At 68.5% G+C, this 21,685-nt stretch carries 17 protein-coding genes, 1 pseudogene and 1 riboswitch; of the genes and pseudogenes, 8 read left to right on the forward strand and 10 right to left on the reverse strand.

Going from position 1 to position 21,685, the window contains the following annotated elements; translation table 11 throughout:
• The first annotated feature begins 64 nt into the window (after positions 1–64).
• Positions 65–1,021: an NAD(P)-dependent oxidoreductase gene (locus tag ACG00Y_RS14300; protein WP_394479893.1), complete on the forward strand. Its 957-nt coding sequence runs from the start codon at positions 65–67 to the stop codon at positions 1,019–1,021.
• On the opposite strand, the gene ACG00Y_RS14305 is transcribed toward ACG00Y_RS14300, so the two are convergent.
• The gene (locus ACG00Y_RS14305; protein WP_394479895.1) at positions 1,018–3,831 is read right to left on the reverse strand and encodes a valine--tRNA ligase; all 2,814 of its coding nucleotides are present in this window, start codon (positions 3,829–3,831) and stop codon (positions 1,018–1,020) included. The genes ACG00Y_RS14300 and ACG00Y_RS14305 overlap by 4 nt on opposite strands.
• Before the next feature lie 151 nt (positions 3,832–3,982).
• On the opposite strand from ACG00Y_RS14305, the gene ACG00Y_RS14310 reads away from it, so the two are divergent.
• Genes ACG00Y_RS14310 through ACG00Y_RS14320 form a run of 3 tightly spaced genes read left to right on the forward strand, consistent with a single transcriptional unit; the run spans position 3,983 to position 6,011 of the window.
• A complete protein-coding gene (locus tag ACG00Y_RS14310; RefSeq protein ID WP_394479897.1) occupies positions 3,983–4,195 on the forward strand; it encodes a hypothetical protein in 213 nt (70 codons plus the stop codon).
• 29 nt (positions 4,196–4,224) lie between these two features.
• On the forward strand, positions 4,225–4,938 hold the full coding sequence (locus ACG00Y_RS14315; protein WP_394479899.1) for a response regulator transcription factor: 714 nt from the start codon (positions 4,225–4,227) through the stop codon (positions 4,936–4,938).
• A complete protein-coding gene (locus ACG00Y_RS14320; RefSeq protein ID WP_394479901.1) occupies positions 4,935–6,011 on the forward strand; it encodes a HAMP domain-containing sensor histidine kinase in 1,077 nt (358 codons plus the stop codon). Before ACG00Y_RS14315 ends, ACG00Y_RS14320 begins: the two co-directional genes overlap by 4 nt.
• Positions 6,012–6,091: 80 nt before the next feature.
• Here the strand turns inward: ACG00Y_RS14320 and ACG00Y_RS14325 are convergent, their stop codons facing one another.
• From ACG00Y_RS14325 to ACG00Y_RS14335, 3 genes and pseudogenes are all read right to left on the reverse strand, one after another.
• Positions 6,092–7,069 carry a GMP reductase gene (locus ACG00Y_RS14325; protein WP_394479903.1) on the reverse strand — a complete coding sequence of 326 codons (978 nt, stop codon included), beginning with the start codon at positions 7,067–7,069 and terminating at the stop codon, positions 6,092–6,094.
• Positions 7,070–7,667: 598 nt separating this feature from the next.
• A pseudogene (locus ACG00Y_RS14330) lies at positions 7,668–8,270 on the reverse strand (GDP-mannose pyrophosphatase); the annotation flags it as partial.
• A 41-nt stretch (positions 8,271–8,311) separates the two neighbouring features.
• Positions 8,312–9,622 carry a DUF3422 family protein gene (locus tag ACG00Y_RS14335; RefSeq protein WP_394479905.1) on the reverse strand — a complete coding sequence of 437 codons (1,311 nt, stop codon included), beginning with the start codon at positions 9,620–9,622 and terminating at the stop codon, positions 8,312–8,314.
• 360 nt (positions 9,623–9,982) lie between these two features.
• On the opposite strand from ACG00Y_RS14335, the gene ACG00Y_RS14340 reads away from it, so the two are divergent.
• Positions 9,983–11,116 (forward strand): beta-ketoacyl-ACP synthase III, encoded by a 1,134-nt coding sequence (locus ACG00Y_RS14340; protein ID WP_394479907.1) that lies wholly within the window; start codon positions 9,983–9,985, stop codon positions 11,114–11,116.
• A 3-nt stretch (positions 11,117–11,119) separates the two neighbouring features.
• Here ACG00Y_RS14340 and ACG00Y_RS14345 read toward each other — a convergent pair whose 3' ends face one another.
• Positions 11,120–12,658 (reverse strand): methyl-accepting chemotaxis protein, encoded by a 1,539-nt coding sequence (locus tag ACG00Y_RS14345; protein WP_394479909.1) that lies wholly within the window; start codon positions 12,656–12,658, stop codon positions 11,120–11,122.
• An 11-nt stretch (positions 12,659–12,669) separates the two neighbouring features.
• Positions 12,670–13,464: a transporter gene (locus ACG00Y_RS14350; RefSeq protein WP_394479911.1), complete on the reverse strand. Its 795-nt coding sequence runs from the start codon at positions 13,462–13,464 to the stop codon at positions 12,670–12,672.
• Positions 13,465–13,564: 100 nt separating this feature from the next.
• Between ACG00Y_RS14350 and sbcB the strand changes: the two genes are divergently transcribed.
• The 3 genes from sbcB (at position 13,565) to ACG00Y_RS14365 (ending at position 16,390) form a co-directional block, all read left to right on the forward strand.
• A complete protein-coding gene (gene sbcB, locus ACG00Y_RS14355) occupies positions 13,565–14,998 on the forward strand; it encodes an exodeoxyribonuclease I (protein WP_394479912.1) in 1,434 nt (477 codons plus the stop codon).
• A 75-nt stretch (positions 14,999–15,073) separates the two neighbouring features.
• Positions 15,074–16,003 carry a GGDEF domain-containing protein gene (locus ACG00Y_RS14360; protein ID WP_394479913.1) on the forward strand — a complete coding sequence of 310 codons (930 nt, stop codon included), beginning with the start codon at positions 15,074–15,076 and terminating at the stop codon, positions 16,001–16,003.
• Between the two features lie 114 nt (positions 16,004–16,117).
• Positions 16,118–16,390, forward strand: coding sequence for a flagellar basal body rod protein (locus ACG00Y_RS14365; RefSeq protein WP_394479914.1), 273 nt, complete (start codon positions 16,118–16,120; stop codon positions 16,388–16,390).
• 52 nt (positions 16,391–16,442) lie between these two features.
• Here the strand turns inward: ACG00Y_RS14365 and ACG00Y_RS14370 are convergent, their stop codons facing one another.
• From ACG00Y_RS14370 to ACG00Y_RS14385, 4 genes are all read right to left on the reverse strand, one after another.
• Positions 16,443–17,996: a methyl-accepting chemotaxis protein gene (locus ACG00Y_RS14370; protein WP_394479915.1), complete on the reverse strand. Its 1,554-nt coding sequence runs from the start codon at positions 17,994–17,996 to the stop codon at positions 16,443–16,445.
• A 57-nt stretch (positions 17,997–18,053) separates the two neighbouring features.
• Positions 18,054–18,149, reverse strand: a riboswitch (cyclic di-GMP riboswitch).
• Between the two features lie 216 nt (positions 18,150–18,365).
• Positions 18,366–20,957: a bifunctional aconitate hydratase 2/2-methylisocitrate dehydratase gene (gene acnB, locus ACG00Y_RS14375; protein ID WP_394479916.1), complete on the reverse strand. Its 2,592-nt coding sequence runs from the start codon at positions 20,955–20,957 to the stop codon at positions 18,366–18,368.
• 24 nt (positions 20,958–20,981) lie between these two features.
• Positions 20,982–21,380: a type II toxin-antitoxin system VapC family toxin gene (locus ACG00Y_RS14380; protein WP_394479917.1), complete on the reverse strand. Its 399-nt coding sequence runs from the start codon at positions 21,378–21,380 to the stop codon at positions 20,982–20,984.
• Between the two features lie 5 nt (positions 21,381–21,385).
• Positions 21,386–21,661, reverse strand: coding sequence for an AbrB/MazE/SpoVT family DNA-binding domain-containing protein (locus ACG00Y_RS14385; protein WP_394479918.1), 276 nt, complete (start codon positions 21,659–21,661; stop codon positions 21,386–21,388).
• Positions 21,662–21,685 lie beyond the last annotated feature (24 nt).

Genomic DNA, 21,685 nt, shown 5'->3' on the forward strand with positions numbered 1-21,685 from the left:
TTGCCGAGGATTGTGTCACGCGGGTTGTGACGGTCATGACCCTTGAGTCGGCCACAAAAACACGATGAGCGTCCTGATTCTTGAGCCCTTGGAAGCCGAGGTGGTGCAGTGGTTGGCGGAGCGTCACGATGCGCGTTTCGCGCCGGAACTGGTCGGCGACCATGACGGTTTGCTGGACGCGCTGCGCGACTTCCGCGCCTTGGTCGCGCCGCCCGAGGTGCGGGTCGACGCGGGCCTGCTGCGGGCCGTGCCGGCCTTGCGGGTCATCGGCCGGGCCAGCGGCGGCGCCGAGAACATCGACATCGAGGCCTGCCGCAAGGCCGGCGTGGAGGTCGTGCGCTCGCAGGCGTCGACCGCCAGCGCCGAAGCCGAGTTCGCGGTCGGTGCGCTGCTGAGCCTGCTGCGGCGCGTGCCCGTGGAAGGCAGCGATGGCCTCAAAGTGGGCCGCGAGCTGGGCTGCTCGACCATAGGCCTGCTGGGGCTGACACCGGCCGCCCAGGTGCTGGCGCAACTGCTGCAGGCCTTTGGCGCGCGTGTCGTCGGCTACGACCCGGCCTTGCATCCCAGCGATTCGACCTGGGCGCGCTGGGGCATCGAGGCGCTAAGCCTGAGCCAGCTGATGACCCAGAGCGACGGCCTGGTGCTGCTGCTGCCCTATTTCGACCGTTTCCGCGGCCTTGTCGGCGAGCGCCAGCTGGAGGGCGCCAGGCCCGGCCAGGTGCTCGTGGGCCTGAGCCAGTCAGGCCTGGTGGACGAGGCGGCGCTGGCGCGCGCTTTGCGCAGCGGCAAGCTGCTGGCGGCCTGGTTCGACAGCCTGGAGCCGGGCTGGCTGGAGTCAGGCCGGCCGCTCCATGGCCTGGCGCAGTTGCAGGTCACGCCGCGCCTGGCCGGCACGACGCGGGAGTCCCGCGTGCGCGCGGCCTGGGCGGTGGCGCGGGGCATCGACGAACTGCTGGGGCCGGCGCGCAGCGGCGCCAAGCCCCCGGCCAAGCCCCCAGCGAAAGCGTCGCTCGCCTACTAAACGGGTAGGCGGGCAAGCTGCTCGCGCAGCCTCACCACCGTCTCCTTGAAGCCCGCCACCCGGGCGCGCTCCTGCTCGACGACGGCCGCCGGCGCCCGGGCGACGAAGCTCTCGTTGCCCAGCTTAGCCTCTGCCTTGGCGATCTCGCCTTCCAGGCGCGTCGCTTCCTTGGTCAGGCGGGCGCGCTCGGCTTCGACGTCGATCTCGACCTTCAGCGCCAGCTTGGCGGCGCCGTGGACGAGCACCGGCGAAGTGGCGCTCTGCCTGGCGAACTCGGCGTCGTCGGCGATCAGCTCGACGGCGCTGAGCTTGGCCAGCACCTTGAGCACGGCGGCCGCTTCGGACAGGAAGCTCAGGTCGCCGCCCACCAGCAGCGGCACGCGGTCGCTCGGGCTCAGCGCCATCTCGCCGCGCAGGCTGCGCGTGACGCCGACGACTTCCTTCAACTGCGCCATCCAGGCATCAGCCGCCGGGTCGATGCGCTCCGGCTGGGCCACGGGGTAGGGCGCCTGACCGATGTAGTCGGTCGTCTTGCGGCCGGCCACGGGGGCGACGGTCTGCCACAGCTCCTCGGTGATGAAGGGCGCGACCGGGTGCAGCAGGCGCAGCGTCGTCTCCAGCACGCGGATCAGCGTGCGGCGGGTGGCGCGCTGCTGGGACTCGTCGCCGTTCTGGATCTGCACCTTGGCGATCTCCAGGTACCAGTCGCAGTACTCGTCCCAGACAAAGCTGTAAACGGCGTTGGCGACGTTGTCGAGACGGTACTCGGCGAAGCCCTGAGCGACGGCAGCTTCCACGCGCTGCAGCTCGTTCGTGATCCAGCGGTCGGCCTGGCTGAACTTGTTGTAGCCCGGCGGGCAGCCACCCTCGGCATGCACGAGGCCGCAGTCCTGGCCCTCGGTGTTCATCAGCACGAAGCGCGTCGCGTTCCAGAGCTTGTTGCAGAAGTTGCGGTAGCCCTCGCAGCGCTTGGTGTCGAAGTTGATGTTGCGGCCCAGGCTGGCGTAGGACGCCATCGTGAAGCGCAGCGCGTCCGCGCCGTAGGCCGGCATGCCTTCGGGGAACTCCTTCTTCACGCGCGCCGCGACCTTGGGCGCCGTCTCGGGCTTGCGCAGCCCCTGCGTGGATTTCTGGATCAGCGTGTCGAGGTCGACACCCTGGATCAGGTCCACCGGGTCCAGCACATTGCCCTCGCTCTTGCTCATCTTCTGGCCCTGCGAGTCGCGCACGAGGCCGTGGATGTAGACGTCCTTGAACGGCACCTGGCCGGTGAAGTGCGTCGTCATCATGATCATCCGGGCGACCCAGAAGAAGATGATGTCGTAGGCGGTCACGAGCACGGACGAGGGCAGGAACAGCTCCTGCTCCAGCGTCTTCTCGGGCCAGCCCAGTGTGGAGAAGGGCACCATTGCCGACGAGAACCAGGTGTCCAGCACGTCCGGGTCGCGGCTCAACTGGCCCAGATAGCCGGCCGTCTTGGCGCGGGCCTGGGCCTCCTCCTCGCTGCGTGCGACGAACAGCTCGCCGCCCGTGCCATACCAGGCCGGGATCTGGTGGCCCCACCACAGCTGGCGCGAGATGCACCAGTCCTGCAGGTTCCCCATCCAGTGGTTGTAGGTGTTGACCCAAGACTCCGGGTAGAACTTGACGGCGCCGGTCTCGACGGCCTCGACGGCCTTGGCGGCGATGCTCTTGCCGTCGGCGCTCGGCTTGGTGACGGCCACGAACCACTGGTCCGTCAGCATCGGCTCGATGACCTGGCCGGTGCGCTCGCAGCGCGGCACCTGCAGCTTGTGCTTCTTGACCTCGACGAGCAGGCCCAAGGCCTCCAGGTCGGCGACGACGCGCTTGCGGGCGACGAAGCGGTCCAGTCCGCGGTAGGCCACGGGCGCGTTGTCGTTGATCTTGGCCTGCAGGTCCAGCACCGCGATCGTCGGCAGGTTGTGGCGCTGGCCGACGGCGTAGTCGTTGGTGTCATGAGCCGGTGTGACCTTGACGACGCCGGTGCCGAACTCGCGGTCCACGTAGTCATCGGCGATGACCGGGATCTCGCGGTCCGTCAGCGGCAGCTTCACGAGCTTGCCGATCAGCGCGGCGTAGCGCTCGTCCTCGGGGTGGACCATGACGGCCACGTCGCCCAGCATGGTTTCGGGCCGCGTCGTGGCCACGACGACCGAGCCGGAACCATCCGCCAGCGGATAGCGGATATGCCACAGCGAGCCGTCTTCCTCTTCAGACGACACCTCCAGGTCCGACACCGCGGACTGCAGGATCGGGTCCCAGCTCACCAGGCGCTTGCCGCGGTAGATCAGGCCTTCCTCGAACAGCCGAACGAAGGTCTCGACGACGACGTTCGAGAGCTTCTCGTCCATCGTGAAGTACTCATGGCCCCAGCTCACCGAGTCGCCCAGCCGGCGCATCTGGCTGGTGATGGTGTTGCCGCTCTCCTGCTTCCAGTCCCATACGCGGGCGACGAAGTTCTTGCGGCCCAGGTCGTGGCGGCTCTGGCCCGCGGCCTGCAGCTGGCGCTCGACGACGATCTGCGTGGCGATGCCGGCGTGGTCGGTGCCCGGCACCCACAGCGTGTTGTCGCCCTTCATGCGGTGGTAGCGCGTCAGAGAGTCCATCACCGTCTGGTTGAAGGCGTGGCCCATGTGCAGCGTGCCCGTCACGTTGGGCGGCGGCAGCTGGATGCTGAAAGACGGCTTGGCCGGGTCCAGCGTCGGCTCGTACAGGCCGGCGGCCTCCCACTTCGGGCCCCAGTGGGCTTCCAGGGCGGCGGGTTCGAAGGACTTGGCGAGTTCGGTCACGGGGCGGTCTCGGGCGGGCGGTGGGCAGGGGCGACGATTTTACGGGGCGGCCTCTGGGGCGATACAAAACGAAACCCGGCGATACCGCGTCGAGATGCGCGGCGCGGCGCGCCCCGCAATCATGGGCGCATCCCAACCGACAGAGCCCACCATGAACTTCTTTCGTCGCTGGCACGCCCACCAGGAGTTTCGCCGCCACTTTGGCCACCCTGTCACCCGCCCCGCTGACGGCTGTGCCGGCCACCTCGCCGCGCCGCGTGCTGTCACCGCCCTTGCCGACTTCGTCGACTCGCTGGATGCCGAGCAGCGGCAACTGCTGCGCTTGATGATGCAGGGCGTCTCTCGCGACCGGCGCCAGGCCTGATGCGGAGAGCGAGGCCGAATAATCCCGCCATGCACCGACTGCTGCTGATTGACGACGACGAGGCGCTGGCCGGGCCTTTGACGCAATACCTGGCCCGCTTCGACTTCCAGCTCGAAGCCGTCACGCGACCCAGCGCCGCCGTGGCGCGGCTGGGCGCCGAACGCTTCGATGCGCTGATCCTCGACGGCATGCTGCCCGAGATGGACGGCTTCGAGTTCTGCAAGCGGCTGCGCGCCGGGGCCGCCCCCTGGCGCGACATCCCCGTGCTGATGCTGACCGCGCGTGGCGACCTGACCGACCGCGTCGTCGGTCTGGAACTGGGCGCCGACGACTACCTGCCCAAGCCCTTCGAGCCGCGCGAGCTGGCGGCGCGGCTGCAGACCATCCTGCGCCGCACGCGTCTGGCACCGGCCGCCGCGCCCGCTGCAGCCCAGCCGGCTGGCAGGCTCTGCTTCGAGGGCCTGGAGATCGACACCGCGCGCCGTGAGGTTCGCTGTGCGAACGGCTTTGTCGAGCTGACCGGCACCGAGTACGAACTGCTGTTGCTGCTGGCCCGCGAGCCCGGCCGCGTGTTCTCGCGCGACGACATCCTGAACCGGCTGCGCGGCCAGGAGGCCGAGCTGTTCACGCGCGCGGTCGACATCCTGGTGAGCCGCCTGCGCCGCAAGCTGGAGCCGCTGGAGGCGCTGAAGACGCTGCGCAACGCCGGCTATTGCTTTGCCCTCCCGGCGCGCTCCGCGTGAGACAACATCCCTACGACCACCAATGGCGCGAGCGCTGCGAGCGCCAGCAGAGGAAGCGCGCACAGCGCTTCAGCCGCGACCGCGAGTGGCGCTGGCGGGCGCGGCATCGCTGGCATCAGCGCTGGCACCGACATCACCGGCAGTTCAAGCATTCGCTGGGCGCGCGCCTGATCGCGGTGTTCATCGTGCTGGCTTGCGCCAGCAGCGCCATCCTCTGGTGGTCCGAGGACAGCGCGGCCGGGTTGCTGTGGGCCGTGCCGGCGCTGCTGCTGGTCACGGGCCTGGCCTTCGGGGCCATCCGCCACATGGTGCAACCGCTGCACGCGCTGGCGCTGGGCGCGGAGGCCTTCCGCCGCGGCCAGTTCTCGCATCGTGTGCCGGTCATCCACCGCGACGAGATCGGTGACCTCGCATTGCGCTTCAACCAGATGGCGGCCGACATCCAGGCCATGCTGGACGGCAAGCGCGCCTTGCTGCTGGCCGTCAGCCACGAGCTGCGCAGCCCGCTGACACGCGCGCGGCTGCACGCCGAAATGGTGGGCGAGGGCGAGTCGCGTGACGCGCTGCTCGACGAGCTCGCGCAGATGCGCGACCTCATCACGGCGCTGCTGGAGAGCGAGCGGCTGGGCAGCGGGCACCAGGCCTTGCAGCTGTCGGATTGCGACCTTGCCGAGCTGGCGCGGGAGCAGGCGCGGCCGGGCGTGGATCTGCACGTCGAGCCAGACCTGCCGCTGCTAAAGCTGGACCGGCCGCGCGCGCAACTGCTGCTGCGAAACCTGGTGAACAACGCTTTGCGCCACAACGATGCGGCGCGCGGCGCGGTGCAGGTCGGCCTGAGCCGAGCGGGTAACGGCGTTCGCATCAGCGTGCGCGACTTCGGCCCCGGCGTGCCGGCCGATGCGTTGCCTAACCTGGGCCAGGCGTTCTACCGGCCGGACGCGGCGCGCACGCGCGGGGAGGGCGGCGTGGGCCTGGGGCTTTGCCTGTGCCGGCTGGTGGCGCAGGCGCATGGCGGCCGGCTTGAGTTGCGCAACGCCGAGCCCGGTTTTGAGGCGGCCGTGACGTTGCGCTGAGAGTGACATGAACAAGTGCTCTCCCGCGTTCTGGCTGCGCCCTCGCGGGCTCGCCGAAACGCCGGGCTGTCAATGGGTTGCTACATGAACAAATGTTCGCCGGCGTTTTCACCGCCGAGAACCACGTAATTCACTTTCTTCAAGTCCGCCAACTGCGTGCCGCCTGAATACGAAATGGAGCTCTGCAGGTCCTCCTGCATCTCCCTCAGCGTGTCGCCCAGCTTGCCCTTGACCGGTTCGAGGATGCGCTTGCCCTCCACATGCCGGTATTCGCCCTTGTTGAAGTCCGAGGCCGAGCCGTAGTACTCCTTGTAGAGCTTGCCGTCGACCTCGACCGTCGTGCCGGGCGATTCCTCGTGGCCGGCGAACAGCGAGCCGATCATGACCATCGCGGCGCCGAAGCGCACGCTCTTGGCGATGTCACCGTGGTGGCGTATGCCGCCGTCGGCGACGATGGGCTTGGTGGCCACGCGGGCACACCACTTCAGCGCCGACAGCTGCCAACCGCCGGTGCCGAAGCCGGTCTTGAGCCGCGTGATGCAGACCTTGCCCGGGCCGACGCCGATCTTGGTCGCATCGGCGCCCCAGTTCTCCAGGTCGATGACGCCTTCCGGCGTGCCGACATTGCCGGCGATCACGAAGGTGTCGGGCAGCTTGTGCTTGATGTGGCCGATCATGCGCTGCACGCTTTCGGCATGGCCGTGGGCGATGTCGATGGTCAGGTAGTCGGCGCCGACGCCTTCGGCCGCGAGGCGGTCCACCAGCTCCATGTCCGCCGGCTTCACACCTACGCTCAAGGACACCAGCAAGCCCTTGTCGCGCATGGACTTGGCGTAGGCCAGGCTGTCCAGGTCGAAGCGGTGCATCACGTAGAAGTAGCCTTCGCGGGCCAGCAACTCGGTGATGGGCTCGTCCACCACGGTCTTCATGTTGGCGGGCACGACCGGCAGGCGGAAGCGGTGTGGGCCGAACTGCACCGAGGTGTCGCAGTTCGAGCGGCTCTCCACGCGGCATTTGCGCGGCAGCAGCAGGATGTTGTCGTAGTCGAAGATTTCCATGTCAGTGGTGTTCACAGTTGCGGCACGCGTTAAGCAGTGCGTGCCTGAGCTGCGAGCGCTTGACTTGCTTCGGCATGAAGGCTGGCGCCCTCGACGGCCGGGAGGCCGTCGCGTCGCAGGCTAACTTCGCTTGCGAAGTTAAGGCGCGACGCGCCGGGCCGAAGACAAAATTTGGGCCCGGTGATTGATTCTACGCAACTGCCGGGGCGTTCAGGGGCCTCAGGCTTTCAAGGCCGTGGTGTACAGCCAACCCGCGAGCCAGAGCTGCCTTGACCATCGCGTCCGCACCGGCCGATTCGCCGCCGATGCGCAGCAGCACGTCGCAGCGCTCCAGCACCGCCTGTGCATGCGGGTGGAAGAAGCGGTCCCAGACTGCATCGCCGCGCTGGCCACCCGCAGCCTCGATGAGCGGCAGCGTGACCCATTCGCCCAGCAGCGGCACATGGCCCAGTTCGGCCACCTGCACGGCGGCGTCCTGCATGGCCTTGACGTTCGCCGCGATCAGGTCTTCACGGTCGCCCGTGCCGCTGCCTGTACCGTTGTATGGCCCGGCGATGAAGACCAGCAGCGGCCCCTGCCGAGGCGGCGGGCCGAACACATGCCGCTCGGCCCAACGCAGCAGCATGAGGGTCTTGGCATCGACGATCTCGCCGGCCTCGACCTGGCGCATGGCCTCGTCAAAGCCCAGCTCGAAGCGGGCGATGTCCTCGCCCTCGTTGACCAGGCCGCCGCCTTCGCTCACCAGGTCCGCGTCCTCGTACTCGGCGGCGAAAAAGTGCAGCTTCTCGGTCACCGAGCCCGGACTCATATAGGCCTCGAACAGCGCCTGTGGCTCGCGCACGTGGACGCCCGCTTCCTGCTCGGCCTCGGCACGGATGCAGCTGACCGGGTCGGCCTCGTCCAGCAGCCCGGCCACGGCCTCGGTCATCAGCTGCTGCCAGCCGTTCACGAACACCGGGTAGCGGAACTGCCGCGTCAGCAGCACGCGGCGGCGTGCGCGCTGGTAGAGCAGGATGCAGGCGCCGTTGCCGCGGTCGTAGGTCTCGCGGTGCTGCGTCTGCCACTGGCCGTCGCTGCGCAGGAAATCGAAGGCGGTGGTCTTCAGCGTGTACCAGTTGTCGGAGAGCAGCTTGACCTGCTGCACGCGCACCCGTTCGGACAGTGGGAGATCGACGATGCGGGATTCGGGCGAGATGGGCATGGGCATCCAGGTTGGGAACGCAATGATGCCTGCCGGTCCTTTCAGGGGTGATGAAAGAACTTGCGGTGGATGCGCCGCGTCGTCCGCCACACGGTCAGCAGCACGACCGGAATGGCCACGCCGGCCGCCAGCTCCGGGCTGAACGGCAGCCAGCCCTCGGCCTTCAGCGCCTTGAAGAAGTAGAGCAGCAGGCTGACGACGTAGTAGGTGATGGCCGCCAGCGACAGGCCTTCCACCGTGGCCTGCATGCGCAACTGTGTGCGCTGGCCGTCGCCCAGCTGGGCCAGCAACTGCTGGTTCTGCGCCTCGGTGGCGATGTCCACCCGCGTGCGCAGCAGCGCGCTGGCGCGCGAGATGCGCTGCGACAGCCCGGCCAGGCGCTGGGCTGTCGCGCTGACGGTGGCGATGGCCGGCGACAGCCGCCTCTGCATGAACTCGCCCAGCGTCTGCGTACCGGCCACCTTGCCTTCGTGCAGCTCGCTCAGCCGCGTCTGGACGATGGCGTGATAGGCCTGTGTCGCGCCGAAGCGGTACTGGTGCTCGGCCGTTGCATGCTCCACGCGCGCGGCGGTCGAGATCAGGTCGTCCAGCAGCTCGGCCTCCGAGGCGCCGCGAAGCTCCAGCCGCGCGGTGATGGCTGCCAGCGTGGCCTCCACCTCGGCCAGCGTGGCGCCCAGCGCCTTGGCCGCCGGCAGGCCGCGCAGCGCCATCAGCCGGTAGGTCTCCAGCTCCAGCAGGCGCTGGCAGATGCGGCCGGCGCGGGTCTCGGGCGTGCCGGGCTCAGCCAGCACGACGATGTGCTCGAAGCCGCTGGCGCGCAGGCAGAAGTCGGTCACGACCAGCGAATGCCCGCCCATCGTCGACGCGACCACGGCGTGGGCGCCGAACCAGGCGCGGCCCTCGGCCAGCGCGCTGGGGGCGAAGGTCAGCGGGCGCTCGATCATGACCAGCTTGATGGCTGCGAACGTGCGGCCCGGAATGCGCGCCAGCCAGTCGGGCGCGACACGCAGCGGCAGCGCGTCCAGCGTCTGCGCGCCGGGCTCGGCATCGGCCGGCAGCGGCTGCACGACCGAGTAGCGCGTGAACTCGGCATGGCGCTCCCACTTCATCGAGAACTCGCCGCAGCGCAGGCGCAGGAAGTTGGCGTTCAGCGCCTCCTCAGCCAATTCGTGCTGGCCGGGCAGGCGGCGCAGGTGGGCGTGCTCGTCGGCGCGGCTGACGCCGTCGTTCAGCACGGCGATGTGGACGATGACGGCCGGCAGGCGGATGCGCGCCGGCGGGCGTGCATGCACTTCGTTGTGCAGCGTCAGGCGCAGGGCGTCGTCGGGCGGTAGCAGGCTGTCTTCGTTCATGCGCTAGGAGGCTGTCGGGCTTTGGGCTGGGTGCGCGTTGGCCCGCCTTGGGGTCGCAGGCAAGGCGCAAAGCGGAGTCGGGTTGTACACCCGACGAGCATTTGCAACGCTGCATGCGACCCCAAGGCGAGCCAACCCGAAGGGCCGGGGCGAATTGCCATGCCATCCGGCGTTACGCCCACCTTGTGGGGTGTGGCCCCACGGCGGTGGTCGCGCCTTGTCTGGCATGGCAACTCGCCCCGGCGCGCACCCAGCCCAAAGCCCGACAGCCTCCTGGGCTAGTGCGTAGAGAAGTCATCCGGCCAGGTCGATAAGATTTCAGGCTTCGTACTTCAGCAGGCGGCGGCTTCCGTCTTCAATATGCAAGCTTCATTCCCGCCCGTCGTCATCAGTGGCACGGGCATCTACCGCCCGCCCCATGTCATCACCAACGCAGAACTGGTGGAGGCCTTCAACGCCTACGCCGACCTGCAGAACGCCCAGCACGCCGAGGCGATCGCGTCCGGCGAGCGTGCCGCCTTGACGCATTCCAGCGTCGAGTTCATCGAGAAAGCCTCGGGCATCAAGCAGCGCTACGTCATCGAGAAGGCCGGCGTGCTGGACCCGACCCGCATGTACCCGCGCTTCACACCGCGTGGCGACAACGAGATCTCGCTGATGGCCGAGATCGCCGTGGATGCCGCGAAGCAGGCGCTGGCGCAGGCCGGCAAGACCGGCGCCGACATCGACGCCGTGCTCTGCTCCAGCGCCAACATGCAGCGCGCCTACCCGGCCATGGCCGTCGAGATCCAGCAGGCACTGGGGGCCGGCGGCTACGGCTTCGACATGAACGTGGCCTGCTCGTCGGCCACCTTTGCGCTGGAGCAGGCGGTCAACGCGGTGCGCTCGGGCGCGAGCAAATGCGTGCTGGTCGTCAACCCCGAGATCACGTCGGCCCACCTGGAATGGCGCGACCGCGACTGCCACTTCATCTTCGGCGACGTCTGCACGGCCGTCATCGTCGAGCGCGCGGAAGACGCGACCGGGCCTGAGCAGTGGGAAATCCTCGGCACCCACCTCGCCACCCAGTTCAGCAGCAACATCCGCAACAACTTCGGTTTCATGAACCGCGCCGAGGACCGCGACCCGAATGCGCGCGACCTGACCTTCTACCAAGAGGGCCGCAAGGTCTTCAAGGAAGTCGTGCCCATGGCCGCCGCCCACATCGAGGCTCACCTCGGCAAGCTGGGCCTGGCGCCGGCCGAGGTCCGCCGCTACTGGCTGCACCAGGCCAACCAGGGCATGAACCAACTGGTCATCAAGAAACTGGTGGGTGCCGATGCCGGCAGCGAGATTGCGCCGTTGATCCTGGACGAATACGCCAACACCGCGTCGGCCGGCTCCATCATTGCCTTTCACCATCACCGCGCCGACCTGAAGGCCGGTGACACCGGCGTCATCTGCTCCTTCGGCGCCGGCTATTCCATCGGCAGCGTCGTCGTGAAGAAACGCTGACGATCAGCGCGGCAAGCGGAACTGCGCCACCAGGTCGGCCAGCCGAGCCGCCTGGTCCTTCAGGCTCTCGGCCGCTGCCGCGCTTTCTTCCACCAACGCGGCGTTCTGCTGCGTCATGTGGTCCAGGACGGTGATGGCCGAGCCCACCTGGCCGATGCCCTGGCTCTGCTCGGTACTGGCCGCGCTGATCTCGGCAATCAGGTCGCTGACCTTGCCGACTTCCAGCACGATGCTACGCACCGTCTCGCCCGCGCGGCCCACCTGCACGCTGCCGGCCTCCACGCGCTCGACGCTGCTGCCGATCAGGCCCTTGATCTCCTTGGCCGCGTCTGCCGAGCGCCCGGCCAGCGAGCGCACCTCCGACGCGACGACCGCAAAGCCGCGGCCCTGCTCGCCCGCCCGCGCGGCCTCGACGGCGGCGTTCAGCGCCAGGATGTTGGTCTGGAAGGCGATGCCGTCGATGACGCCAATGATGTCGGCGATGCGTTTGGAACTGGCCGAGATGTCGCTCATCGTGTGAATGACCTCGTCCACCGCCGCGCCGCCACGCTCGGCCACCGTCGCCGCTGATCGCGCCAGTGCAGTGGCGCGCTGGGCCGTCTCGGCGTTGTTCTTCACCGTTGCCGTCAGCTCTTCCATCGCCGACGCCGTCTGTTCCAGGCTGCTGGCTTGCTCCTCGGTGCGCTGGCTGAGGTTGGCGCTGCCGGTGGCGATCTCGGCCGAGCCGGTGGAGATGGAGTCCGCGCCGGACCGCACCTGGCCGACGATGTGGGCGAGGTTCGCGCCCATCTGCTGCAGCGCCAGCAGCAAGTGGCCAGTCTCGTCGCGCGTGTGGCCTTCGATGTGATGGCTGAGGTCACCGCCCGCCACGGTCTGCGTGTGGCTGACGGCGCGCTCCAATGGCCGCGTGATGCTGCGAGCCGCCACGAGATTGAAGACCAGCAGCAGGCCGCCGCCCACGACGGCCGCCGCAATCAACAACAGCTTCGCCCGCGCAGCCGAGGCCGCGCCCGTCGCGTCGGCTTCCTTGGCGAAGGCCTGGATCAGGTCGCTCAGCTGTTCCATGTCCGTCTCCAGCGCCTTGAAGGCCTCGCCGAAGGCCGGCAGCCGCGCCTCGGCCGCGGGCAGGTCGCTGCCGGCGAGCTTGACCACCTCGTTGGCGCTGGTGATGTAGGCGTTGAGCCGCGTCTGCGTCTTGCCAATGACGTCGGAGATCGCGGGGCTGAGCGACAGGGAGTTCAGCGTATCGATGTGCCCGCGGAAGTCCTGGGTGTGCTCGGTGATGTCCTTCTGCACGTCGGCCAGCTCGGACGCCTGGCCCTTGATGCCGCCCAGCACCGCGCGCAGCACGTCGCCGCGCAGCGCGTCGTGCATCATGTCCGCCTCCAGCTGCGCGCGCAGCGCCGCGTTGGAGCTCGCAACCGACGCCGCCGTGCTCGACAGCGTGCCCAGCGCCAGGTAGCCCACCAGGCCCACGACGGACACGAAGAGCAGCCCCATCAGGCTGAGTGCAAGCAGGCGCTGCCGGATGTTGAGATTCATTGTGGACCTCCTCAGAACCGGGCCGACAGACCGACCGTCCACGCCAGATCCGGCGCGTTCTTGTTGATGCCGTGAGCTACCGCCATGTCGACCTGCAGGTTGCGCTCCAGCAGGTAGGCCAAGCCGGCATCCAGCGTGACCACGCTGCCACCATGTCGGCGTGACGTGAGCTGCTGGCCCGACAGTTCGACGAAGCCGCGCAGTTTGTCGGTGAGCGACTTGCCGACGACGCCGGCCAGGATGGCGCCCACAAAGTGCCGTCCGTCCTCGTCGCGGTCCCGGTACAGCCCGGGCATCAGCCCGGCCGACCAGCCGCCGGCGAACTCCCACTCAGCCACCAGTCGCAGGGAGGGCCTCAGCCCCTGGCCGCGAAAGGCGCCCGAGCCGCTGTCCATGTCGACGTGCAGCAGCCAGGCCAGGCCCGGTGTGCCAGCGTCCTCGTCGCCGTCGCGCTGATGCCATTTGATGCCCGCCGACAGGTCCGACCAGCCGCGCTCGCGCGTCGTGACACCGGCCTCCTCGGAGCGCAGCCGCAGCCGCCCATCGGTCTCGAAGCGCAGCTCCCAGGTGTCGCCGACGCCGATGCGCAGCAACGTGGGCGTGCTGGCCAGCCGCGCCTTCACGCTGCCGACCCGGTCGCGTTCCCAGGCCAGGCTGGTCTCGATTTGCCATCGGCCCTTGCCGACCACGTCGCTGGACTCGACAAAGTCCGGGCGGTCGGTGGCGATGGTCTCGTCGTCGGCCCAGGTGTGCCCTGTGAGGGCCAGGGCCAGCAATCCTTGCAGCAGCGCAGTACGGGTCTTCACGGCGGACTCCCTCGTTAGCATCAGCTAGCGGCCCACTCTAGCGGAGCGTTCGTGGCTTGGCGACAGGTGCGCGCCCGACCTTGCGCTATCGTCCCGGGCCATGAGCGACATCAGCTTCTTTTGGCACGACTACGAGACCTTCGGCCGCGTGCCCCGGCGCGACCGCCCGGCCCAGTTTGCCGGCCTGCGCACCGACGCCGAGCTCAACGAGATCGGCGAGCCGCTGATGCTGTACTGCCAGCCGGCGCCCGACTACCTGCCCGACCCCGAGTCCTGCCTGCTCACCGGCATCCTGCCCCAGCACTGCCTGCAGCGCGGCGTGCCCGAGCACGAGTTCGCGGCCAGCATCGAGACCGTGCTGGCCCTGCCCGGCACGGTGGGCGTGGGCTACAACAGCATCCGCTTCGACGATGAAGTGACGCGCCACCTGTTCTGGCGCAACCTCATCGACCCCTATGCCCGCGAGTGGCAGAACGGCTGCGGTCGCTGGGACCTGCTGGACGTCGTGCGCTGCGCCTACGCGCTGCGGCCCGACGGCATGGAGTGGCCGAAGCACGAGGACGGCCGCCCCAGCTTCAAGCTCGAGCACCTGACCATCGCCAACGGCGTGGCCCACGAGGCGGCACACGATGCGCTGTCCGACGTGCGCGCGACCGTCGCGCTAGCCCGCAAGCTGCGCCAGGCCCAGCCCAAGCTGTGGGACTTCTGCGTCAAGCTGCGCAGCAAGCAGGCCGTGTGGGACGAGATCGGCATCGGCAAACCCTTCCTGCACATCTCGGGCATGTACGGCCCGGAGCGCGGCTGCATCGCCGTCGTCTGGCCGCTGGCGCCGCACCCGACGAACAAGAACGAGCTGATCGTCTGGGACTGCTCGGTTTCGCCTGAAGAGCTGCTGACGCTGAACGCCGAGGCCATCCGCACCCGCATGTTCACCAAGCAGGACGCGCTGCCCGAGGGCGTCACGCGGCTGCCCATCAAGACCCTCCACGTCAACAAGAGCCCCATCGTCATCGGCAACCTGAAGACGCTCAGCCCGGCCATGGCCGAGCGCTGGGGGCACGACACCGAAGCCCAGCTCGCCAACGCCCGCCTGCTGGCCGAGAAGGGCCGGCTGCTGGACGGCCTGTGGGCCGACGTCTTCCAGCGCGAGCCCTTCGAAGCGGCCGACGTGGACGAAGACCTCTATGGCGGCTTCATCGCCAACGAGGACCGCCGCGCGCTGAACCGCGTGCGCGCAACTTCGCCCGAGCAACTGGCCGAGCGCGCGGCACAGGGCAAGCTGGCCTTCCAGGACGGGCGGCTGGAGGAACTCGTCTTCCGCTGGCGCGCGCGCAACTTCCCGGCCAGCCTGTCGCCCGAAGAGGCCGAGCGCTGGCAAGCGCATCTGGCTGCGCGGTTGCACGAAGGCGAAGGCGGGGCGCAGACGCTGGCGGCCTTCATGGAGCGCATCGACCAGCTCGGCGAATCCGCCGACGAGCGCGGCGAGGCCATCCTGTCGGCGCTCTACGACTATGCGGAGCAGATAGCCCCGTAGACCGTGATCTGCCGCATGGTTTAAAGCCGGCAGTCCTGCGATAGTCGGGTGGAGAAGACCGACTCAGGAGACGCCATGAGCAGCACCACAGCCCCAGCAGAAGACACCACCGCCGCCCGCCTGCGCGCCATGCTCGTGCGGGCGCCCACGGCCGTGGCCTTCGTGTCCGGCCAGCGTTTCGAAGTCGTCAGCGAGGAGTTCAACCACCTCTTTGGCTTCGGTGACGACAGCGACCTGGCCGGCCAGGGCACGCGGGTCGTCCACACAACAGACCTCGCCCACACGGCGCTGCACGAGCGTGCCGGCGCGGCGTTCACTGCCGGGCGACCGCTGGACGAGGAGATGGAGTACGTCAAGCGCGACGGCCACCGTTTCTGGGGTCGCCTGCAGGCCACGCCTGTCCACTGGGATGACCCGGCAGGCGAGGCGCTGTGGATCGTCGAGGACGTGACCGCCGCCCGCGCCCAGCGCCTGCAGCCGACCTGGACGGCCAAGCACGATGCGGTGACCGAGCTGGCCAACCGCCGCGAGTTCGAGCGCCGCCTGGGCGAGCATGTGGGCAGCCGCCGCAGCGACCCTGTCTCGGTGCTGTGGCTGGACGTGGACCGTTTCGGGGACGTCGTGAAGGACATGGGCGCGGAGGTGGGCGATCATTTCCTCTACGGCCTGGGCCAGATGCTAATCGGCAAGGTGCGCGCGTCCGACCTGGTCGCGCGGCTGGAGGAAGACCATTTCGCCATCCTGCTGCCCGACTGCGACCAGCATTACGCACAGATCATTGCCGAGAAGATCCGGTCCGCCGTGGCCGCCTACCGGCTGCGCTGGGGCATGCACCGCACGCGCGTCAAGGCCTCGGTCGGCGTCGTGCAGATCCACTCGACGCTGGGCACGGTGGACGCCGTGCTCGGCGCCGGCGCGCTGGCCTGCACCGAGGCCAAGGCTGCCGGCGGCGACAGCGTGCGGGTGTTCGTGTCCGCCGGCGGCTTCGAGGAACTCGCGGGCTGAATTCACGGATGGCGGCGCGGCGATCCCCGGAGATGCGGGGTTTTTCGCCGAATGTTCTAAAGTTCCTTTCGGCGCGGCCGATGTAGCGGCCAGAGCGCTTGAAAGTTGAATCCCATGACCGTTGCCTTGTCCACCGCCTTGTCCGGTATCTCGTCCGCGAACGAGCGCCTGCGCGCATCGGCGTCCAACATCGCCAACATGGCGGCCAGCAACCAGGCACGCCCCAGCGTCGAGCCGACCAATGTCGACAAGGCGCCCGAGCGCGAGATCAACCCGGCCAATGAAGTCGTCGAGCAACAGGCTGCGGCCTATGCCTTCGTCGCCAACATGAAGGTGCTGCAGACGCAGCTCAACACCACCGGCGCGCTGCTGGACATCAAGGCCTGAGCCTCTGAACTGCTGAGAAAAAGGCGCTGCCGTCCGCAGCGCTTTTTTGTTTTCAGGCTTCCAGGCGGAAGCTGGCGACGGCGCGGGTGAGCTGCTCGGCCTGCAGGCGCAGGCTCTCGGCGGCGGCCGTGCTTTCCTCGGCCAGGGAGGCGTTGCGCTGGGTCATGTCGTCGAGCTGGCCCATGGACTGGTGGATCTCGACGATGCCCCGGTCCTGCTCGCGGGAACTCTGGCTGATCTGGCCGACCATGGCCGACACGCGCTGCACCTGCGTGACGATCTCGCCCATCACGGCGCCGGTGCCGCGCACCAGTTCGCTGCTGTCCTGCACCTGCTCGACCGAGCCCTGCACCAGCGTCTTGATCTCGCGGGCGGCCTCGGCGCAGCGCTGGGCCAGCGTGCGCACCTCACCGGCCACGACCGCAAAGCCCCGGCCCTGCTCGCCGGCGCGTGCCGCTTCCACGGCCGCGTTCAGCGCTAGGATGTTGGTCTGGAAGGCGATGCCGTCGATGGTGCCGATGATGTCGGCGATGCGCTTGCTGGAGGCCTCCAGCCGACTGATCTGGCTGACCGCGCGCTCGACCAGCTCGCCACCGCGTTCGGCCACCGCGCGCGCCTTGCCGGCCAGCTGGTTGGCCTCCTGGGCATGCTCGGCGCCGCTCTTCACGTTGCCGCTGATCTGCTCGACGCTGGCGGCCGTCTGCTGCAGCGAGGAGGCCTGCTCCTCCGTGCGGGCGCTGAGGTCCTGGTTGCCCTGGGCGATCTGCTGGCTGGCCGTGGCCACCGAGGCCACGCCCTCGCGCACCTCGCCGACGATGCCGCGCAGGCCTTGCTGCATCGTGCCGAGCGCGGTCAGCATCTCTGCGGCCTCGTCGCGGCCGCGCGCCGTGACGGGCTCGCTGAGATCGCCGGCGGCCATGCGCTGGGCGTCGCGCACGGCGCGACGCAGCGGGGCGACGATGGAGTGCGTGATGCTCCAGCACAGCAGCGCGCCCAGCGCCAGCAGCGCGGCGCCGCCGGCCAGCACCATCAGGCGCGAGCGCTGGAAGAGGGCATCGGCGTCGTCGGCCGTCTGGCCGATGCGAGCGATCTCGCGCGCCTTGATCTCGTCAACCTTCTTCATGTAGGCCAGCTGCGAATCGCGCAGGCTGCGCTCCAGCAAGTCGGTGGCCTCGCCCATCTCGCCGGTCTTGATGTGGTGCAGGAAGGTGGCGAGATCGTTGTCGAAGACCTCGCCCAGCTTGTGGGCCTGTGCGACCAGCTGGAGGCCCTCCTCCGAGCGGATCGTGGGGGTGATCTGCGTCCACAGCTCGGTGTTGTCCACACGCGCCTTGGCGATGGAGCCCAGCCAGCCGGTCTGCTTTTCGAGATCGTCGTAGAGCAGGATGTTGCGGGTCTGGCGCGCGATCTTGTTGATGTTGTCGGCGACGGCGACGAGGCGCTCGACCTTGGGCAGGCGGTCGTCGCGGATGAAGCGCAACTGGTCGGCCAGTTCCTGCAGGCCCCCCAGGGCCAGGGCGCAGAGCGCCCCCATGGCGAGCAGCAGCGCGAAGAAGCTGGCGGCCAGTCGGGGGCCGATCTTGAAGCGGGTCAGCAGTTGGATCATGAGCGGGCAACGGGTTGTTGCCCAGGGCGCACGGGCCCGCCCTTGTGGGGCGGAGGTTCTGGCGGCTCCGCTGCCATGAGCAGCGCTGGCGCGCTGCCGTTAGGCCGGTGGCTTTGCGTATCCGGCTTTCGCGCGGACTTGCCCTGGACAGAAGATGGAGTGGGAGGCTGGACCCGGCCTTTTGGCGGACGGGTGATACGAATTCTTACGAGTGCGTAACAGCCTGTATAGGCAGGCAATCGATTGCTAGAGAGCAGCCCCCAGGCGCTGATGGTGCAGCTGTGCGGAGTTCACGGCGGGTGCCAGGGCTTGCCGGCGAACCCATGAAAAAGGCCCGCCAGTGGCGGGCCTCGGTGGGGCAGATCAGGATCAGGCCGCGACGGCCTTGGCGGTGTCCGCGTATTCCTCGATCTGGTCGAAGTTCAGGTACTTGTAGATGGCCGCGCCGTCCTTGTTCACGACGCCCATGGCCTGGTGGTATTCCTGCACCGTCGGGATGTGGCCCAGCTTGGAGGCGATGGCCGCCAGCTCGGCCGAGGCCAGGAACACGTTGGTGTTCTTGCCCAGGCGGTTGGGGAAGTTGCGGGTCGACGTGGAGACGACGGTCGCGCCTTCGCGCACCTGGGCCTGGTTGCCCATGCACAGGCTGCAGCCCGGCATTTCGGTGCGCGCGCCGGCCGTGCCGAAGGCGGCGTAGTGGCCTTCCTTGATCAGCTCGCTCTGGTCCATCTTGGTGGGCGGGGCCACCCACAGCTTGACCGGGATGTCGCGCTGACCGCCCAGCAGCTTGGCCGCGGCGCGGAAGTGGCCGATGTTGGTCATGCACGAGCCGATGAAGGCCTCGTCGATCTTGGTCCCGGCGACTTCGGACAGGAACTTGGCGTCGTCCGGGTCGTTGGGGCAGCAGAGGATGGGTTCCTTGATGTCGGCCAGGTCGATCTCGATGACGTGGGCGTACTCGGCGTCCTTGTCGGCTTCCAGCAGCTCGGGGTTGGCCAGCCAGGCTTCGACCTTCTCGATGCGGCGCTGCAGCGTCTTCGCGTCGGCATAGCCGTCGGCGATCATGTTCTTCATCAGCACGACGTTGCTGGTGAGGTACTCCTTGATCGGCTCGGGATTGAGCTTGATCGTGCAGCCGGCGGCCGAGCGCTCGGCGGAGGCGTCCGACAGCTCGAAGGCTTGCTCGACCTTCAGGTTCGGCAGGCCTTCGATCTCCAGGATGCGGCCCGAGAAGGCGTTCTTCTTGCCGGCCTTGGCGACGGTCAGCAGACCGGCCTTGATGGCGTACAGCGGGATGGCGTGCACGAGGTCGCGCAGCGTCACACCCGGCTGCATCTCGCCCTTGAAGCGCACCAGCACCGACTCCGGCATGTCCAGCGGCATCACGCCGGTGGCGGCGCCGAAGGCGACCAGGCCGGAGCCGGCCGGGAAGGAGATGCCGATGGGGAAGCGGGTGTGCGAGTCGCCACCGGTGCCGACCGTGTCGGGCAACAGCAGGCGGTTCAGCCAGCTGTGGATGACACCGTCACCCGGGCGCAGGGACACGCCGCCGCGGTTGCTGATGAAGGCGGGCAGCTCGCGGTGGGTCTTGACGTCCACGGGCTTGGGGTAGGCGGCCGTGTGGCAGAAGGACTGCATGACCAGGTCGGCCGAGAAGCCCAGGCAGGCCAGGTCCTTCAGCTCGTCGCGGGTCATGGGGCCGGTCGTGTCCTGCGAGCCGACCGTGGTCATCTTGGGCTCGCAGTAGGTGCCCGGGCGAACGCCCTGGCCTTCCGGCAGGCCGACGGCGCGGCCCACCATCTTCTGCGCCAGTGTGAAGCCGGCCTTGGTCTCGGCAGGGGGCGACGGCAGGCGGAACAGCGTGGAGGCGGGCAGGCCCAGGAACTCGCGCGCCTTGGCGGTCAGCGAGCGGCCGATGATGAGGTTGATGCGGCCACCGGCGCGCACTTCGTCGAACAACACGTCGCTCTTGAGCTTGAACTCGGCCACAGTCTCGCCGTTCTTCACCAGCTTGCCGTCATAGGGCAGCACGTCGACGCTGTCGCCCATCTCCAGCTTGGACACGTCCACTTCGATGGGCAGCGAGCCCGAGTCTTCCTGCGTGTTGAAGAAGATCGGCGCGATCTTGCCGCCCAGCGTGACGCCGCCGAAGCGCTTGTTCGGCACGAAGGGGATGTCCTGGCCGGTGGCCCAGATGACGGAGTTGGTGGCGGACTTGCGGCTGGAGCCGGTGCCGACCACGTCGCCGACGTAGGCGACCAGATGGCCCTTCTTCTTCAGGTCCTCGATGAACTGCATCGGGCCGCGCTTGCCGTCTTCCTCGGGCTTGAAGGCCGCGTCGGCGCGGGTGTTCTTCAGCATCGCCAGGTAGTGCAGCGGGATGTCCGGGCGGCTCCAGGCGTCGGGGGCGGGTGACAGGTCGTCGGTGTTGGTCTCGCCGGGCACCTTGAAGACGGTGACCGTGATTTTCTTCTCGACCTCGGGGCGCGAGGTGAACCACTCGGCATTGGCCCAGCTCTGCATGACGTCCTTGGCGTGGGCGTTGCCGGCCTTGGCCTTGTCGGCCACGTCGTTGAAGAAGTCGAACATCAGCAGCGTCTTCTTCAGGCCTGCGGCGGCGACGCTGGCGACTTCCGCGTCGTCCAGCAGCTCGATCAGCGGATGCACGTTGTAGCCGCCCACCATGGTGCCCAGCAACTCGGTGGCCTTGGCCTTTGAAATGAGGCTCACGCTGATGTCGCCGTGCGCCACGGCGGCCAGGAAGCTGGCCTTGACCTTGGCGGCGTCGTCTACGCCCGGGGGCACGCGGTGGGTCAGCAGGTCCAGCAGGAACTCGCCTTCAGCGGCCGGCGGGGCCTTGATCAGCTCGATCAGTTCGGCGACCTGCTTGGCATCGAGGGCAAGCGGCGGGATACCGAGGGCGGCGCGCTCAGAAACATGTTGGCGATAGGCTTGAAGCATGGTTTTCTCCGTTGAAGCAGCAGGTCAGGCCGAGGTCGGTTCGACGATCCTCAGCCCTTTGAAATAGTCTCTGTAGAAGCCGGCGTCGCCCGTGATCAGGCCGTCGCACTGCATCATGGCGTGGGAGCCGATCAAGAAGTCCGCGACGGTGCGGGTGCGGTTGCCGCCGCGCTGGCGGTAGCGCCGCTGCATCTCGCCGGCGCGCAGGGCCGACTTGGCTTCCATCGGGTCGAAGCGTATGCCCAGGTCTTCGAGGAACTGCAGCACATCGGTGCCACCCTTGAAGGCCGTGCAGACCTCGGCCAGCGCCACCTCGCACAGCACGACCGGGCCGACATGCAAGGCCTGGCGCACGGCTTCGGCCGCAGCGGCGCAGGCGTCGTCGTCACCAGCAATCAGGTCGATCAACACGGATGAATCCATGGCGATCAAGGTGCGGGCTCTCCCGGGTCCGACTCGGGCGGCAGATAGGGGTCGCCGGGCGCATGGCCGCGGATCGCGCGCATGGCCTCGTCGGTGTTGGCGAAGCCATCGAGCTTGAAACGGCCGCGCAGGCGCGAGATCGCGTCATCGACGTTCTTGCGCAAGATGATGCGGCCGCCGTCCAGCTCGACCTTGAGCGTGGTGCCCTTGGTCAGGCCGAGGGCGTCTCGGACGGCCTTGGGCAGGGTGATCTGCCCACGTTCGGCAACAGTGGCTTCCATGGCGGCCTCCAGCGGCTGAACGCC

The organism is Pelomonas parva, from assembly GCF_043555835.1.
GTDB lineage: Bacteria > Pseudomonadota > Gammaproteobacteria > Burkholderiales > Burkholderiaceae_C > Pelomonas > Pelomonas parva.

Excerpts from the sequence above, each read along its gene's own strand:
- ACG00Y_RS14325 (WP_394479903.1), bottom strand. The coding sequence starts at position 7,069 with ATGGAAATCTTCGACTACGACAACATCCTGCTGCTGCCGCGCAAATGC.
- ACG00Y_RS14300 (WP_394479893.1), top strand. The coding sequence starts at position 65 with ATGAGCGTCCTGATTCTTGAGCCCTTGGAAGCCGAGGTGGTGCAGTGG.
- ACG00Y_RS14335 (WP_394479905.1), bottom strand. The coding sequence starts at position 9,622 with ATGAACGAAGACAGCCTGCTACCGCCCGACGACGCCCTGCGCCTGACG.
- ACG00Y_RS14315 (WP_394479899.1), top strand. The coding sequence starts at position 4,225 with ATGCACCGACTGCTGCTGATTGACGACGACGAGGCGCTGGCCGGGCCT.
- ACG00Y_RS14380 (WP_394479917.1), bottom strand. The coding sequence starts at position 21,380 with ATGGATTCATCCGTGTTGATCGACCTGATTGCTGGTGACGACGACGCC.
- ACG00Y_RS14340 (WP_394479907.1), top strand. The coding sequence starts at position 9,983 with ATGCAAGCTTCATTCCCGCCCGTCGTCATCAGTGGCACGGGCATCTAC.
- ACG00Y_RS14385 (WP_394479918.1), bottom strand. The coding sequence starts at position 21,661 with ATGGAAGCCACTGTTGCCGAACGTGGGCAGATCACCCTGCCCAAGGCC.
- ACG00Y_RS14370 (WP_394479915.1), bottom strand. The coding sequence starts at position 17,996 with ATGATCCAACTGCTGACCCGCTTCAAGATCGGCCCCCGACTGGCCGCC.
- ACG00Y_RS14365 (WP_394479914.1), top strand. The coding sequence starts at position 16,118 with ATGACCGTTGCCTTGTCCACCGCCTTGTCCGGTATCTCGTCCGCGAAC.
- ACG00Y_RS14345 (WP_394479909.1), bottom strand. The coding sequence starts at position 12,658 with ATGAATCTCAACATCCGGCAGCGCCTGCTTGCACTCAGCCTGATGGGG.
- ACG00Y_RS14360 (WP_394479913.1), top strand. The coding sequence starts at position 15,074 with ATGAGCAGCACCACAGCCCCAGCAGAAGACACCACCGCCGCCCGCCTG.
- sbcB (WP_394479912.1), top strand. The coding sequence starts at position 13,565 with ATGAGCGACATCAGCTTCTTTTGGCACGACTACGAGACCTTCGGCCGC.
- acnB (WP_394479916.1), bottom strand. The coding sequence starts at position 20,957 with ATGCTTCAAGCCTATCGCCAACATGTTTCTGAGCGCGCCGCCCTCGGT.
- ACG00Y_RS14310 (WP_394479897.1), top strand. The coding sequence starts at position 3,983 with ATGAACTTCTTTCGTCGCTGGCACGCCCACCAGGAGTTTCGCCGCCAC.